Origin of the sequence: Streptomyces sp. NBC_00370 (assembly GCF_036084755.1) — a bacterium.
In the GTDB taxonomy this organism is placed as follows: domain Bacteria; phylum Actinomycetota; class Actinomycetes; order Streptomycetales; family Streptomycetaceae; genus Streptomyces.
The window spans coordinates 2,525,295-2,538,342 of sequence record NZ_CP107968.1 but is presented as its reverse complement, the minus strand read 5'-3'; the positions used below and the strand labels follow the sequence as shown (position 1 = coordinate 2,538,342).

The following is a 13,048-nucleotide window of genomic DNA, read 5'->3' as shown; positions in this document are numbered from 1 at the left end:
CCGGTTCGTCCGCGACAGTCGACCGGCGGGTCTTCCGAACCGAGGCGTCATGCCGCAACCCCAACTGACTGTCCGTCGACACGACAGTACGGACCGGACGTTGCTTACTCTGTCCGGAGAAATCGATCTGGACATGGCCGCGTTGGTAAGCGAGTCGGTCCAGGGGTGCCTGAACGACGGCGTGCTGACCGTCGACATCGATCTGTCCGACGTCACCTTCTGCGACTGCAGCGGGCTCAACTCGTTCCTGCTCGCAGCGCTCAACGTCACCGAAGCCGGTGGTGTCCTGAGGCTTTGTCGTCCACAGCCGCTGACGTACCGGGTCATCGAACTGACGGGCTGTGAATTCCTGCTCGGCGGGCTGCCGTTCGCCCGTCCGGCCGCGCACGTGCCGTCACCCCGTGACCCCGCGTGGCACGCGGCGGCGGGCTGCTGAGACATGCCGGTCCGGCCCGGCTCACCGGCGACCAGGACGCCGGTGAGCCCAGGTGGCAGCTCGGGCCCCGGGTCAGCCCCGCAGCTCCTGCGTGCAGCACTTCACGCTGCCGCCGCCCTTGAGCAGCTCACCCAGATCGATGCCGATCGGCTCGAAGCCGCGCTCCCGCAGCGGCTCGTACAGTCCGACGGCCGCCTGCGGCAGCAGTACGTGACGTCCGTCACTGACCGCGTTCAGACCGAGCGCCGCCGCGTCCTCCTCCGCCGCGATCAGCGCGCCGGGGAAGAGCCGGGCGAGCACGGCCCTGCTGCCCGGTGAGAAGGCGCCGGGGTAGTACATGATCTCGTCCGCCGCCTCGTCCAGCACGCACAGCGCGGTGTCCAGGTGGTAGTAGCGCGGATCGACGAGATCGAGCCCGATCACCGGCCGCCCGAAGAACTCCTGGGCCTCGCTGTGCGACAGCGGACTCGACCGGAAGCCGCGCCCCGCCAGCACGTACGAGCCGGTCACGGCGAAGTCGCCCTCGCCCTCGTTGATGTGCGCGGGTTCGCGTACGTCGGCGTAGCCGCGGGAGCGGAACCACTCCAGATGGATCTCGGCCTCCCGTACGCGCTCCTCGTAGGCGAAGCGGGCACCGAGCACGCGCCCGTCGATGACGGTGGCGCCGTTCGCCGCGAACACCATGTCGGGCAGTTCGGGGCGGGGCTCCAGCAGGGAAACGGAGTGGCCGAGGGCCAGATAGCGGTCGCGCAGGTCCTCCCACTGGGCGAGGGCGAGCGGCAGGTCCACCGGCTTGGCCGGGTCCATCCAGGGATTGATCGAATACGTCACCCTGAAGTGGGCCGGCGGGCACATCAGGTACCGGCGGGGCGAGGCTTCACGAGGCAATGTGGGCTCCTCACGAGCGATGGTGCGCACGACATTGTGCGTGAGAGCCATGGTCCGCTCCGAGCGGCCGGACCGCTGTGATCCGATCGGGTGGTTCGTGTCCCGCAGCCGCCCGTACCGGTACCGCATATCAGTACATAGTCCGTGATGAACCCCCGCCCGGCACCTCGGCCCGCGCCCCCCGGTTGGGGAGAGCGGCCCGCCGGGTAGCAGGATGGTGCGACCATGGCAGTGTCCGCAGGGGCGAGTGCGAGGGTTGTGAGGGGATACATGGGCGACGATTTCGGCCGTTATCGCGGCACGGACGGCAGGATTCCCCAGTGGCTGCGACGCCGCCCCAAGAAGGCCGCGGCGGACTCCGCCCGCGAGGGCGAAGCAGCGGCCAGGGAGGGACTGCTCCTCGCCGTCGCCGAGGCCGGTATGCCCATCGCCCCAGCGGCGCACCCGCTCGGTTACCGGTGTTCGTGCGAGCGGATCGGCTGTCCCACCCCGGCGCGGCACCCCATCTCGTTCGCCTGGCAGACGCAGTCGACCACCGACCGCGCGCAGATCGAGCGCTGGGCGCGCAACCAGCCCCTGGCGAACTTCATCACGGCGACCGGCATGGTCCACGACGTGCTGGACGTCCCCCTCGAAGCGGGCAGCAGGGCGCTGGAGCGGCTGCTGGACGCCGGTGTCGACGTCGGGCCCGTCGCCGATTCGGGCGGCGACCGGATGCTGTTCTTCACCGCCACCCGCGGCACTCCCGAGGAGGAGGACGAGTGGTGGCCCTGCGAGCTGGACTGCCATCCCGAGACGATGGACGAGCACCCGGGCCTGCGCTGGCACTGCCGGGGCAGCTACGTGCTCGTACCGCCCGCCCGGCTGCCCGGTGAGCTGGCCGTGGGCTGGCTGCGCGGCCCCGAGCATCCGCTGCCCGATCCGCTGTCGCTGCTGGAGACGCTGACCGACGCCTGTGCCCGGTACGCGGGGGAGAACGGCGAGCTGGACCCGCACGCGGTGGCCTGGCCGCTCGGCCGCTGAGCGCCGGCCCCGCGGCCCGCCGACGACCGCGCCCGGACCTCGACGAGCCCTTCGGCCGGCGTTACGAGCCCTTCGCTCCCGTGATGCCCTGGAGCCGGCCCGCCACGATCACCTGCGACGGGTCGGCGCCGCGTTTCGGTACGTACACGGCCGCGCTCGACACCGACTCCTGCGTGACGGTGTTCGTCACCTCGCCCGTCATCAGCGCGGCCACGTCGGCGCTCACCTTCGGCCGGTAGCCCTTCGCCGCCGTCTGCCGCTCGAAGAACCGCGTGGTGAGGAACACCAGCGCGCCGCCGTCCTCCGTGGCGAGACCCAGCGGCTCGAAGTCCCCACCCGTCACCGGCTGGTCGATGTACTGCGTGGTGAGCCCCGGCAGCCTGGCGTCCTTCGCGCGGTCGGCGCGCCACCCGTCGGTGTGCGGACCCTTCGCGAAGGTGTCCGGCTGACCGCTCTTCAGATATGAGGCGTACTGGCCGCTCAGCTCCTTGGGAGGCACCGTGGTCGCCGTGCTGTCCGCCGGCACCGGCTGCGCCCAACCGTCCTTGTCCGTCTTGAACTTCGGGATCTCGTCGGGGGAGAGGATCGTCAGATACGCGGCCTGCCACGGCTCGCTCACACTGTGCCGCAGGAACACCAGCACCCAGCTGTTGTCCCCGGGGCCGCTGTCCCGGTCGCGGTTGCTGTCGGCGACCGCGACGAACCACCGCGGCCAGCCGGCCTTCTTGGGGATGGTGAAGACCGGGTCGGTCAGTTCGAGGTCCTGGTGCCCGGCGTTGCCGTCGGGGCTCGTGATGCTGCGCGCCTTGAGCCCCGCCTGGTTGATCGCGCCGAGCGCGCCGGTCACCCGGTTCGCGTCGAGCGCCGGATCGTACGCCTTGTCGGCTGCGTTGTACGCGTCGGTGAACTGCGCCAGCGCCTTGGCGGCCTCACTGCGCTGGACCGCCGGAAGAACCGCCAGCTCCCCGTGCACCGTCACGCACCCGCTCGCCGCCAACGACAGCACCGCCGCCGTCGCGACCCCCGCCGCTGCCCGAATCGGCCTTCTCATCGGTCGCCTTCTGCTCCTTGACCCCACCCCGCGCTGACCGTCCGAACCCTACCGGGGCGAGGAACAGGGCGAGCGTCGGGATCAGATACACCAGCCACACCACGGCCTGAACGACCGTCGGATCGGGCTGGAAGTTGAAGACGCCCTTCAGCAGCGTGCCGTACCAGCTGTCCGGCGGGATCGTGTCACTGATGTCGAAGGCCGTGTGCGTCAGTCCGCCGAGGATGTCGGCCTCCTGGAGGTCGTGCACGCCGTACGCGACGACGCCGGCGGCGACGATCACCAGCATGCCGCCGGTCCAGGTGAAGAACTTGGCCAGATTGATCCGGATCGCGCCCCGGTAGAAGAGGTATCCGAGCACGACGGCGGTCGCGATGCCGAGCACCACACCGAGCAGCGGCCCGTGGGTGCCGTCCTGCGACGCCCGCACCGACGCCCAGACGAACAGCGCCGTCTCCAGGCCCTCGCGGCCGACGGCGAGGAAGGCGGTGGCGACCAGCGCGCCCGTGCCCATCTGGAGCGCGGTGTCGAGCTTGCCGTGCAGCTCCGACTTCAAGTGCCGCGCCGTGCGCCGCATCCAGAAGACCATCCACGTCACCAGACCGACGGCGACGATCGACAGCGAACCGCCGAGCGCCTCCTGCGCCTCGAACGTCATCTCCTGCGAGCCGTATTCGAGCCCGAAGCCGAAACCGAGCGCGATGACGATCGCGACGGCCACCCCGATCCAGATCGGGCGCAGCGCGTCACGCCGGCCCGTCTTCACCAGGTAGGCCACCAGGATGCAGACGACGAGACTGGCCTCAAGACCTTCGCGCAGACCGATGAGATAGTTGCCGAACACGGCGGGACCTTTCTGCTCAGGAGATGCTCAGGACATCAGGGCCCGGCCCCACCAGTCGTCCTTGTCACGGACGCCCGGCGGGATCGCGAAGACCGCTGAACCCACGTGCTGGATGTACTCGTTGAGCGCGTCGGTGCGCGCGAGGCGCGTCTGTACGGGGATGAAGGCGTCGCGGATGTCGCGCTGGTACGCGAGGAAGAACAGCCCGGCGTCGAGCCGGCCGAGTCCGTCCGTACCGTCGGTGAAGGAATAGCCCCGGCGCAGCAGCCTGGCCCCGTTGTTGGTGTCGGGGTGGGCGAGGCGTACGTGCGAAGTCGGCGGCAGGGCCTTGAGGTTGGGCGCGTCACGCTCGTGCGCCTTGCCGTAGGCGGCGCCTTCGCCCTTGTCGCGGCCGAAGACGTCCTCCTGCTCCTTGAGCCCGGTGCGGTCCCAGATCTCGATGCGCATCGAGATCCGCCGGGCCACGAGGTAGGAGCCGCCGGTCATCCAGCCGGGGCCGTCCTTCTCCGGCACCCAGACATGGTCGTCCAGCGTCTTGGTGTCGGTGCCCGAGATGTTGACCGTGCCGTCCTTGAACCCGAAGAGGTTGCGCGGGGTCTGGGCGTCGGGGGTGGTCGACGAGGTCTTGCCGAAGCCCAGTTGGGACCAGCGGATGGCGACCTTGCCGAAGCCGATCCTCGCCAGGTTGCGGATCGCGTGCACCGCGACCTGCGGGTCGTCGGCGCATGCCTGGACGCACAGATCGCCGCCGCTGCGCGCCGGGTCGAGGTTGTCGCCGGGGAACTTCGGCAGGTCGGCCAGGGCGGCCGGGCGCTGTCCTTCGAGCCCGAACCTGCCCTTGGCGAACAGGCCGGGGCCGAACCCCACGGTCAGGGTGAGCCGGGACGGGCGCAGTCCGACCGCCTCGCCCGTGTCGTCCGGCGGCGCCTCGTCGATGCCGCCGAAGGCGCCTTCGCCGATGGTGCTGCCGGCGGTCAGCCGCTCGGCGGCCCGGGTCCAGTCCTTCAGCAACTGGACCAGTTCCGCGCGGTCTTCGGTCGTCACGTCGAACGAGGCGAAGTGCAGCCGGTCCTGGACGGCGGTCGCGATCCCAGCCTGGTGCGGGCCGTGGAAGGCGACGGCGGCGCCCGTATCGGCGGCGGGCGCCGCCGAGTCATCACCCCCGTCGCGCAGCGCCGCGACCGTACCGCCGGCCGCAGCGGCGCCGAGCGCGAGCCCGGCACCGCCCCAGCCCAGCAACGAACGGCGCGACGGGGAAGACGAGTTGGTCTGCTCGTCCATCGTCGGCTCTCCCCTCTGCTTGGTGACGGCGCTACTTGGTGACGGCCGCCGCGAGCTTCGAGAGCGGCTCGGCGAGCGCGTTCACGCCGTTGGAGAGCTCCTTGCGCTGCGCCTTGGTGACCTTGTCGTAGGAGACGAAGCCGTCGGGGCTCGACGTGCTGCGGTACTTGTCGAGCAGCGTGCCGATCGCGGTGAACTGCTTGTCCAGCTCGGTGGTCAGCGCCGGGTCGTTCTTCGACGCGATGGGCTTGAGCAGTTCGTACGCCTGCTGGGCGCCTTCGACGTTCGCCTTGAAGTCGGACAGGTCGGTGTGGCTGTAGCGGTCCTCCTCACCCGTGACCTTCCCCGAGGCGACCTCGTCCAGCAGCTCCTTGGCGCCGTTGGCCATGGAGGTCGGGGTGATCTCGGCCTTGCCCACGCGCTGCTGCCAGTCGGCGAGGTCCTTGTCCAGCTGGTCGGCGAGCGGCGTCGCGTCGGAGCCGAGCTTCTTGTCCTGCCAGAGCTGCTTCTCCAGCGCGTGCCAGCCGGTCCACTTCTGGCCCGCCTCCAGGCCGTCGGCGCGGGTGTCCGTCTTCGGGTCGATGTCACCGAACGACTCGGCCACCGGCTCGGTGCGCTCCCAGCCCACCCGGGAGAGCGCGAACGCGTTCTTCGCCGCCTCCAGATCACCGGCGCGCACGGCGTCGGTGAACACCTTCACCTTCGGCAGCGTCGCGTCGGCCTGCTCCTGCGCGTACTTGCGGTAGCCGGCGACGGCCGCGTCCATCTCCGGGCTGCGCCTGGCCGCTGTGCCGCCGGTGACGGTGACCTTCTGGCGTATGCCGTCGCCCTTCATCCCGGGGATGCAGGCGATCTCGTACGAACCGGCCTTCACCTCGGCGGTGATCTTCGCGCTGGTGCTGGGGCCGAGGTTCTCGCGCTCGGTGACGATCCGGTCGTCCGGGAAGAGGAGTTCGACCTCGGTGACTCTGGAGCCCTTGTTCTCCACGGCCAGCTCGACATGGCCCGAGGGGAACGACTTCTTCGAGACGCTGCAGGAGTCGTCCTTGGCGGTGACCTGGATCGAACCGCTGCCGCCGCTGGAGGCTTTCGAGTCGCTCTTGTCGGCGCAACCGGTGACGGCGGTCAGAGCAGCCAGCGCGGTGGCTGCGGTGACGACGGAGAGGCGGACGGGGCGCATGCGGGGCTCCACAATGGCTGGAAGAAGTAGGTGGCACAAGCAGGTGAGGCAGACCTAACTTAACGAAGGCTTACCTGGCCGGAGGGCGTCCGTCCAGTGATACGCATCTCACTCTTCGCCGCTTTCGACCGAGGGACACAGTGCGGTCACGGTCTGCCGTGGGTCGTCCCAGAATCAGGTCAAGCGCCGGTCAAGAAGGCGGTTTCGGCGCGCGCTCGGGGATCACGAGCGGTGTCCCTGTACGGGGGTGCGGAAACACCTCGACGGGCTGCCGGTAGACCCGGCTGAGCAGTTCGGCGTCGAAGGTCGCGGCGGGCGGTCCCTCGGCGGCGATCACGCCCTCGTGCAGGACGGCGACCCGGTCGGCGTGCGCCGCCGCGAGTCCCAGATCGTGCAGGACGACCACGACGGCGTCCCCGGCCGCAGCCCGCTCCCGGCAGATCCGCAACACCAGTTCCTGGTGGCGCAGATCGAGCGCGGCCGTCGGCTCGTCGAGCAGCAGCAGCGGTGTCCGCTGGGCGAGCACCCTCGCCAGCGCGACCCGGGCCCGTTCGCCGCCGGAGAGCGCGTCGAAGGGCCGGCCGGCGAACGCGGTGACCTCGGTGGCCGCCATCGCCTCCGCGACAGCCGCCTCGTCCTCGTCCGCCCGCTCGGTGCCCGCCCAGGGCGCCCGGCCCATCCGTACGACGTCCCCGACGGGGAAAGGGAACGAGAGGGTGGCGGCCTGGGGCAGCACGGAGCGGCGCAGGGCGAGTTCGGCCGCCGACCAGCCGGCGGCGGGACGGCCGCAGAGCCGTATCTCGCCGTCCGCCGGGGGCACATCACCGGCGAGCGCGGCGAGCAGCGTCGACTTGCCGGCGCCGTTGGGTCCGACGAGCGCGAGTACGTCACCGGCGCGCACCGCCAGATCGATCCCGCTGAGCACGTTCTTGGCGGGCGCGTCCCTCGTGGGTACGGAGCGTGCGCCGAGCCGCACATGGAGCCCGGCGGCTTCGGCGACGGGCGCGCCGGGGGAGGGGCGTTCGGGCAGCGCCAGCCCGCGCGCGTCGCCGAAGAGACGGTTGAGGATCATGCCCAGCCGCCCTGTCCGCGCCGGGTCCTCCGGAGCAGCCAGAAGAAGAACGGGCTGCCGAACAGCGCCGTCAGCACACCCAGCGGCAGCTCGGCGGGCGCGGCGACCGTACGGGCCGCCAGATCGCCCGCCACCAGCACCAGCGCGCCGCCAAGTGCGCTGCCCGGCACCAGGAACCGGTGTCCGGGCCCGTGCGCCATCCGCAGCAGGTGCGGTACGAGCAGTCCGACGAAGGTGATGATTCCGGCCACGGCCACGGCGGCGGCCGTGAGCAGCGCGACCACCAGGACCAGCACCACCCGCAGCCGCTCCACATCGACCCCGAGATGGCGGGCGGGCCGCTCGCCGAGCGCGAGCAGGTCCAACTTGCCCGCGGAGAACGGCGCCACGGCAAGACCCGCCAGCGCGCAGGGCAGCACGGCGAGCACCTTCGGCCAGGTCGCCTGCGCCAGCGAACCGAGCTGCCAGAAGGTGATCTGGCTGATCTGCGCGCTGTCGGCGAAGAAGATGAACAGACCGATCAGCGCCCCGGCGAACGCGTTCACCGCGATACCGGTGAGGATCAGGGTCACCACTTCCGTACGGCCGCCGGAGCGGGACAGCGCGTACACCAGCAGGACGGTCACCAGCCCCGCCACGAACGCGCAGACGGTCACCGTCCAGTTGCCGAAGAAGGTCAGGCCCAGCGCGATCGAGGCGACGGCGCCGACGGCCGCCCCCGACGAGATGCCGATGACGCCGGGTTCGGCGAGCGGATTGCCGAACACCCCCTGCATCAGGGCCCCGGCGCAGCCGAGCGACGAGCCGACGAGCAGTGCCAGCACCACACGCGGCAGCCGTACGTTCCACAGGACGCTCTCGCCGACCCGGTCCAGCGGGGTTCCGCCGAGCCCCAACCGGGCCTGTACGGAGGCCAGTACGTCGCCGAAGGGGATGTGGTACGCGCCGATGCCGGCGGAGAGCAGCGCGAGCACCAGCAGCGCGGCGAGCATCCCGCCGGTCAGCAGCGCGGTGTTACCGGGCAGGCTCACGCCGCGCGCGGGGGACGTGCGTGACGCCGGTCGTGGCCCCGGTCGTGACGTCGATGTCACGGCCCGTCACATCCCGTCCGGGTAGAGCTGGTCGACGACCGACCTCAGCACCTCGTCGGTGCGCGGACCGTAGTTGAGCAGGACGCCGTCGTCGACCGAGACGATCCTGCGGTCCATCCCCGCCGGGGTCTCGGCGACACCGGGGATCTTGACCAGCCCTTCGGGGCCGCCCACGGACTCAAGTCCCTTGGTCATGACGAGGATCGCGTCGGGCGCCGCCTTCGCCAGCGCCTCGCTGGTGATGGCCGTGAAGTCCTTCCGCAGCCCGGACGCCTTGCCCGCGTCGACGGCTCCCGCCGCTTCGAGCAGCGAACTCGCCCCGGATTCGGCGCCCCCGAGCAGATATACGGACGCCGACCCGCGCAGATAGAGGAAGGCGACCCGGGGGCTGCCGTCCTTCCCGTGCGCCGGAATGTCCTTCCGCACGGCGGCGATCCGCCGCTCCGTACGCTCCTTGAGCGCGGTGCCCGCCGCCTTGACGCCGAGGGCCGCCGCCACGGTGTCGATCCGGGGTCCGACGTCGGCGAGGGACTTGGCCGGCTTCACGACGAGCAGCGGGACACCGGCGTCGCGTATCTGGTCGACGGCCTCGGCGGGTCCCGTGGTCGTGTCGGCGATGACGAGGGTGGGACGCAGGGAGAGCACGCTCTCCGCCGAGACGTCGTGCGCCCGTGTCACCACCGGCAGTTGGGCCGCCTGCTCGAAGGTGGCGGTGATGTCACGGGCCACGACGTGCTTGCCGAGGCCCAGGGTGAAGACGATCTCGCTCAGCGAGCCGGTGAGCGGCACGATCCGGTCGGTGGAGGTGACGGTGGTCCTGCCGCCGTCGGCGGAGTCGACGGTGACCGGCAGCCGGGGTACGGGGGTTGTCGCCAGCGGCTCGACGCGGTCGGCCGGGCGGGCGGCGGCGCTGCCCCTGCCACTGCCGGCGGCGGTGTCACCACCGTCGGCGCCGCAGCCGGTCGCGGTCATGGCGAGGGCGAGCACCGAGACGAGTGCGCCCGCCAGGCGTGATCTGCGCACGGAGTGCACCGTCCTGTTCCTGTGGTGGCGGAGGGTTCCGCTCTGGCTCGAATGTAGCTTAGGTTAGCCTTACCTTCCTAGCGAGTCCCGCATCTCTCACGCCCTCCAGGAGCCATGCCATGCTGCCCTTCAGACCCGTGCGCGTACTTGCCGCCGCACTGCTCGTCGCACTGCCGGGAGCGCTGCTCCCCGCGGGCAGCGCGCAGGCGGCGGACCGTACGGTGCGGGGCGGCAGACTGGTCTGGGGCATCAAGTCCTCGTTCCAGAGCTATGTCACCGGGCCCATCGCGAACGGGAGTTGGAGCCTCACCGGAGGTGCGGCGACCGTCGGCGGCAGCCAGTTCCAGTTCCACTCGGCCACCGGCTCCTACGACCCGGACAGCGGCACGCTCCGGGCCGGCTTCTCCGGCGGCGTGCACTTCCTCGGCCACCGGAAGACGGACGGCTCGTACGAACTCGACCTCACCATCAGCCGGCCGACGGTGCGGATCTCCGGCGGCGCGGGCACCCTCTACGCGGACATGACCAGCAAGGCCAAGGGATCCGGCCGGGTCAGCACGGCAGCCCAGGTCCCGCTCGCCACCCTCGGCACGGCCGGGATCAATATGCGGGGCGGCTCGACCCCCGTCACCCTCAACAACCTCCCGGCCAGGCTCACCGCGCAGGGCGCCACCGCCTTCGCCGGGTACTACACGGCCGGTACCGCGCTCGACCCGGTCAGCCTCTCGGTCGACACACTGACTCCTGCCAAGCCGGCACCCGCGACGACCTCGGCGCCGGAACCGGGCACACCGAAAGCGCGCGCACCGAAGAAACACACCACCGGTGCCTTCCGGACGGCGGCCGTCGACTGGGGCGTCCGCCGCACCTACCGCGAGTACGTCACCGGCCCCATCGCCAAGGGGAAGTGGACGCTGAGCGGCGGCGCACAGGACGGCGGCGCACTGTTCCGCTTCCCGCGCGGGAAGGGCAGCTACGACCCGGCAGGGCACACACTCGACGCCGCCTTCGCCGGCAGTGTCCGCTTCCAGGGCACCGGACTCGACCTGACACTGACCAAGGTCACCGTGCGGGTGAAGGACGGCACGGGCACACTGTCCGCGAACGCCGTGCCCCTGGTCACCTTCCCGGCCGAGGACATCACCGCCAAGAAGGGGCTCGTCAGCCTCGACGAGGCTCCCACCAAGCTCACTTCGCGGGGCGCCAAGGTCTTCGGCTCCCTCTACGAGGCCGGCACGGCGATGGACCCCCTGTCGCTGGCCGTCGCCGTCGACACGAAGGCGCAACTGCCCGCACTGCCCGACCTCGGCAGCGACACCACCCTGGCCGCGTCGGCGGCGCCGTCCGCTTCGCCGCAGGCCACCACCGGCCCCACCGAGCAGCCCGCCGAAGCCGCGTCCTCCTCGCCGTCCGTCGGCGCCGGGACCTACGCGGCGATAGGCGCGGGTGTGCTCGTCCTCGCGGCGCTCGGCGTGTACGTCGCCATCAGGCGCCGCACCGCGCGCTGAGCCCGCACGCAACACCCCCTCACACATCACGTCACACCACCTCAGAGGAGAACCCCGAACCATGGCAACCACCGCCCGCCCGATAGCCCTCGCCGCCGCCGTAGCGACGGTGACCGCCCTGGGAGCGACGGCCTTCGCGCTCCCCGCGTTCGCGGCCGGCAGACCCGCCGCCGCGCAGGCGGCGCCCGCCGCCGCACCGAAGCTGGAGCTGACCGACTCCACCCTGGACTGGGGGCTCAAGCAGTCCTTCCGCTCCTATGTGACCGGCATCGCCGCAGGCACCATCACCCCGTCCGACGGCGCCACCCAGGCGGCCGGCAACGGCGCCTTCACCTTCGGCAACGGCACGGGCTCCTACGACCCGGCCACCCACAACGTCAGCACGGACTTCGACGGCGCCGTGCGCTTCTCCTCGGCCGCCCACGGCTTCGACATCAAGGTCGCCGACGTCAAGCTCGTCACCGAGGGCACCACCGGCGCCATCCAGGCGGACGTCACCCTCAACGGCGCCACCCAGGACGACATCGACCTCGCCTCGATCGACCTGGCGGGCGTCCGCCCGGAGACGGCCGACGGCGCGATGGTCTTCAAGGACATCCCGGCCAAGCTGACCGCCGACGGCGCGAAGGCGTTCAACGGCATGTACGCCGAAGGCACGGCGCTCGACCCGGCTACGCTCGCCGTCCACTACGCGACCCCCGAGCCCGACCCGTCGCCTACGGTCACCGACCCCGGCACCGACCCGGACCCCACCCCCACCGAGACCGCGCCCACCGACCCGCCGGCGACCACGAAGCCGACCCCGACGCCCACCGGCTCGACCCCGGTCCCGCCGCCCGCTTCGCAGCCGGCGGCCGTGGACGGCGCGATCGTGGACGGCAACCTCGACTGGGGCGTCAAGGAGTCCTTCCGTACCTACATCACGGGCCCGATCGCGGCCGGCAAGGTCGAACTCGTCGCAGGCGCCACGCAGTCGGGCGCCGCGTACCGCTTCCCCAAGGGCACCGGCACCTTCGACGCGTCCGAGCAGAGCCTGGCCGCGTCCTTCGGCGGCAGCGTCCGCTTCCTCGGTCACCAGGAAGCGGGGGAGTACGTCCTCGACCTCACCCTCAGCGGCTTCCAGGTCGCGGTGAAAGACGGCAAGGGCACGCTCGTCGCCGATGTGGCCACCAAGGACCGCGAGACGCACAAGGTCTCGACGTACCAGGGCCTCACCTTCGCCACGCTCGACCTCCCGGCCGGTGAACTGGCCGCCAAGGACGGCGTGCTGACCCTGAGCGCCGTCCCCGCGACCCTCACCGCCGACGGCACCAAGGCGTTCGGCGGGATGTACCCGGCGGGCACGTCCCTCGACAAGCTGACGCTCGCGGTCTCCCTGGACGCGGGCGCCGACCTCCCGGGCGGTACCGGCGGCAGCGGCGGCACGGACGACCCGTCCGGCAGCACGGGCGGCTCCGGCACCGGCGGCAGCACCGGCAGCGGCTCGGTCGGCGGCAGCGGTCTGACGACCGACACCGGCGCCCTCGCCTCCACCGGGTCCGACCTTCCCACCGGCGCCCTCCTCGGTGCGGCGGGAGCCATCGCCGCCGCGGGCGCGGCCGTCGTCTTCGCCGCGCGCCGCCGCCGTACGGCACCGCACGCAGGCTGAACC

12 protein-coding genes are annotated in these 13,048 nt (G+C 71.4%); 4 read left to right on the top strand and 8 right to left on the bottom strand.

Annotated features, from left to right (window positions below; all coding sequences use genetic code 11):
- The first annotated feature begins 49 nt into the window (after positions 1 to 49).
- Positions 50 to 436, top strand: coding sequence for an STAS domain-containing protein (locus tag OHS57_RS11090; RefSeq protein WP_328581799.1), 387 nt, complete (start codon positions 50 to 52; stop codon positions 434 to 436).
- A gap of 72 nt (positions 437 to 508) precedes the next feature.
- Here OHS57_RS11090 and ddaH read toward each other — a convergent pair whose 3' ends face one another.
- Entirely contained in the window at positions 509 to 1,375 is an 867-nt protein-coding gene (gene ddaH, locus OHS57_RS11085; protein WP_443042868.1) for a dimethylargininase, read from the bottom strand.
- A 219-nt stretch (positions 1,376 to 1,594) separates the two neighbouring features.
- Here ddaH and OHS57_RS11080 point away from each other — a divergent pair, with 219 nt between their 5' ends.
- The gene (locus tag OHS57_RS11080; protein ID WP_041990403.1) at positions 1,595 to 2,347 is read left to right on the top strand and encodes a bifunctional DNA primase/polymerase; all 753 of its coding nucleotides are present in this window, start codon (positions 1,595 to 1,597) and stop codon (positions 2,345 to 2,347) included.
- A gap of 61 nt (positions 2,348 to 2,408) precedes the next feature.
- Here OHS57_RS11080 and OHS57_RS11075 read toward each other — a convergent pair whose 3' ends face one another.
- From OHS57_RS11075 to OHS57_RS11045, 7 genes are all read right to left on the bottom strand, one after another.
- Complete coding sequence (locus OHS57_RS11075; RefSeq protein WP_328585040.1) at positions 2,409 to 3,320, bottom strand: hypothetical protein; 912 nt, start codon at positions 3,318 to 3,320, stop codon at positions 2,409 to 2,411.
- Positions 3,277 to 4,242: an iron uptake transporter permease EfeU gene (gene efeU, locus OHS57_RS11070; RefSeq protein WP_078863675.1), complete on the bottom strand. Its 966-nt coding sequence runs from the start codon at positions 4,240 to 4,242 to the stop codon at positions 3,277 to 3,279. The genes OHS57_RS11075 and efeU overlap by 44 nt, the downstream gene beginning before the upstream one ends.
- 27 nt (positions 4,243 to 4,269) lie before the next feature.
- Positions 4,270 to 5,523, bottom strand: coding sequence for an iron uptake transporter deferrochelatase/peroxidase subunit (gene efeB, locus OHS57_RS11065; RefSeq protein WP_328581797.1), 1,254 nt, complete (start codon positions 5,521 to 5,523; stop codon positions 4,270 to 4,272).
- A gap of 31 nt (positions 5,524 to 5,554) precedes the next feature.
- Positions 5,555 to 6,703, bottom strand: a complete 1,149-nt coding sequence (gene efeO, locus OHS57_RS11060) for an iron uptake system protein EfeO (protein WP_328581796.1) — start codon at positions 6,701 to 6,703, stop codon at positions 5,555 to 5,557.
- 190 nt (positions 6,704 to 6,893) lie between these two features.
- Positions 6,894 to 7,775: a heme ABC transporter ATP-binding protein gene (locus tag OHS57_RS11055; protein ID WP_328581795.1), complete on the bottom strand. Its 882-nt coding sequence runs from the start codon at positions 7,773 to 7,775 to the stop codon at positions 6,894 to 6,896.
- Complete coding sequence (locus OHS57_RS11050) at positions 7,772 to 8,806, bottom strand: FecCD family ABC transporter permease (protein ID WP_328581794.1); 1,035 nt, start codon at positions 8,804 to 8,806, stop codon at positions 7,772 to 7,774. The genes OHS57_RS11055 and OHS57_RS11050 overlap by 4 nt, the downstream gene beginning before the upstream one ends.
- A 66-nt stretch (positions 8,807 to 8,872) precedes the next feature.
- The gene (locus OHS57_RS11045) at positions 8,873 to 9,838 is read right to left on the bottom strand and encodes a heme/hemin ABC transporter substrate-binding protein (protein ID WP_328585039.1); all 966 of its coding nucleotides are present in this window, start codon (positions 9,836 to 9,838) and stop codon (positions 8,873 to 8,875) included.
- A gap of 170 nt (positions 9,839 to 10,008) precedes the next feature.
- Between OHS57_RS11045 and OHS57_RS11040 the strand changes: the two genes are divergently transcribed.
- On the top strand, positions 10,009 to 11,397 hold the full coding sequence (locus tag OHS57_RS11040) for an HtaA domain-containing protein (RefSeq protein ID WP_328581793.1): 1,389 nt from the start codon (positions 10,009 to 10,011) through the stop codon (positions 11,395 to 11,397).
- Positions 11,398 to 11,458: 61 nt separating this feature from the next.
- Complete coding sequence (locus OHS57_RS11035; protein WP_328581792.1) at positions 11,459 to 13,045, top strand: HtaA domain-containing protein; 1,587 nt, start codon at positions 11,459 to 11,461, stop codon at positions 13,043 to 13,045.
- Positions 13,046 to 13,048 lie beyond the last annotated feature (3 nt).

What these genes read in the sequence shown, in the direction of transcription:
- OHS57_RS11090 (WP_328581799.1), top strand. Translation starts at nt 50, where the DNA reads ATGCCGCAACCCCAACTGACTGTCCGTCGACACGACAGTACGGACCGG.
- ddaH (WP_443042868.1), bottom strand. Translation starts at nt 1,375, where the DNA reads ATGGCTCTCACGCACAATGTCGTGCGCACCATCGCTCGTGAGGAGCCC.
- OHS57_RS11080 (WP_041990403.1), top strand. Translation starts at nt 1,595, where the DNA reads ATGGGCGACGATTTCGGCCGTTATCGCGGCACGGACGGCAGGATTCCC.
- efeB (WP_328581797.1), bottom strand. Translation starts at nt 5,523, where the DNA reads ATGGACGAGCAGACCAACTCGTCTTCCCCGTCGCGCCGTTCGTTGCTG.
- efeO (WP_328581796.1), bottom strand. Translation starts at nt 6,703, where the DNA reads ATGCGCCCCGTCCGCCTCTCCGTCGTCACCGCAGCCACCGCGCTGGCT.
- OHS57_RS11055 (WP_328581795.1), bottom strand. Translation starts at nt 7,775, where the DNA reads ATGATCCTCAACCGTCTCTTCGGCGACGCGCGCGGGCTGGCGCTGCCC.
- OHS57_RS11045 (WP_328585039.1), bottom strand. Translation starts at nt 9,838, where the DNA reads ATGACCGCGACCGGCTGCGGCGCCGACGGTGGTGACACCGCCGCCGGC.
- OHS57_RS11040 (WP_328581793.1), top strand. Translation starts at nt 10,009, where the DNA reads ATGCTGCCCTTCAGACCCGTGCGCGTACTTGCCGCCGCACTGCTCGTC.
- OHS57_RS11035 (WP_328581792.1), top strand. Translation starts at nt 11,459, where the DNA reads ATGGCAACCACCGCCCGCCCGATAGCCCTCGCCGCCGCCGTAGCGACG.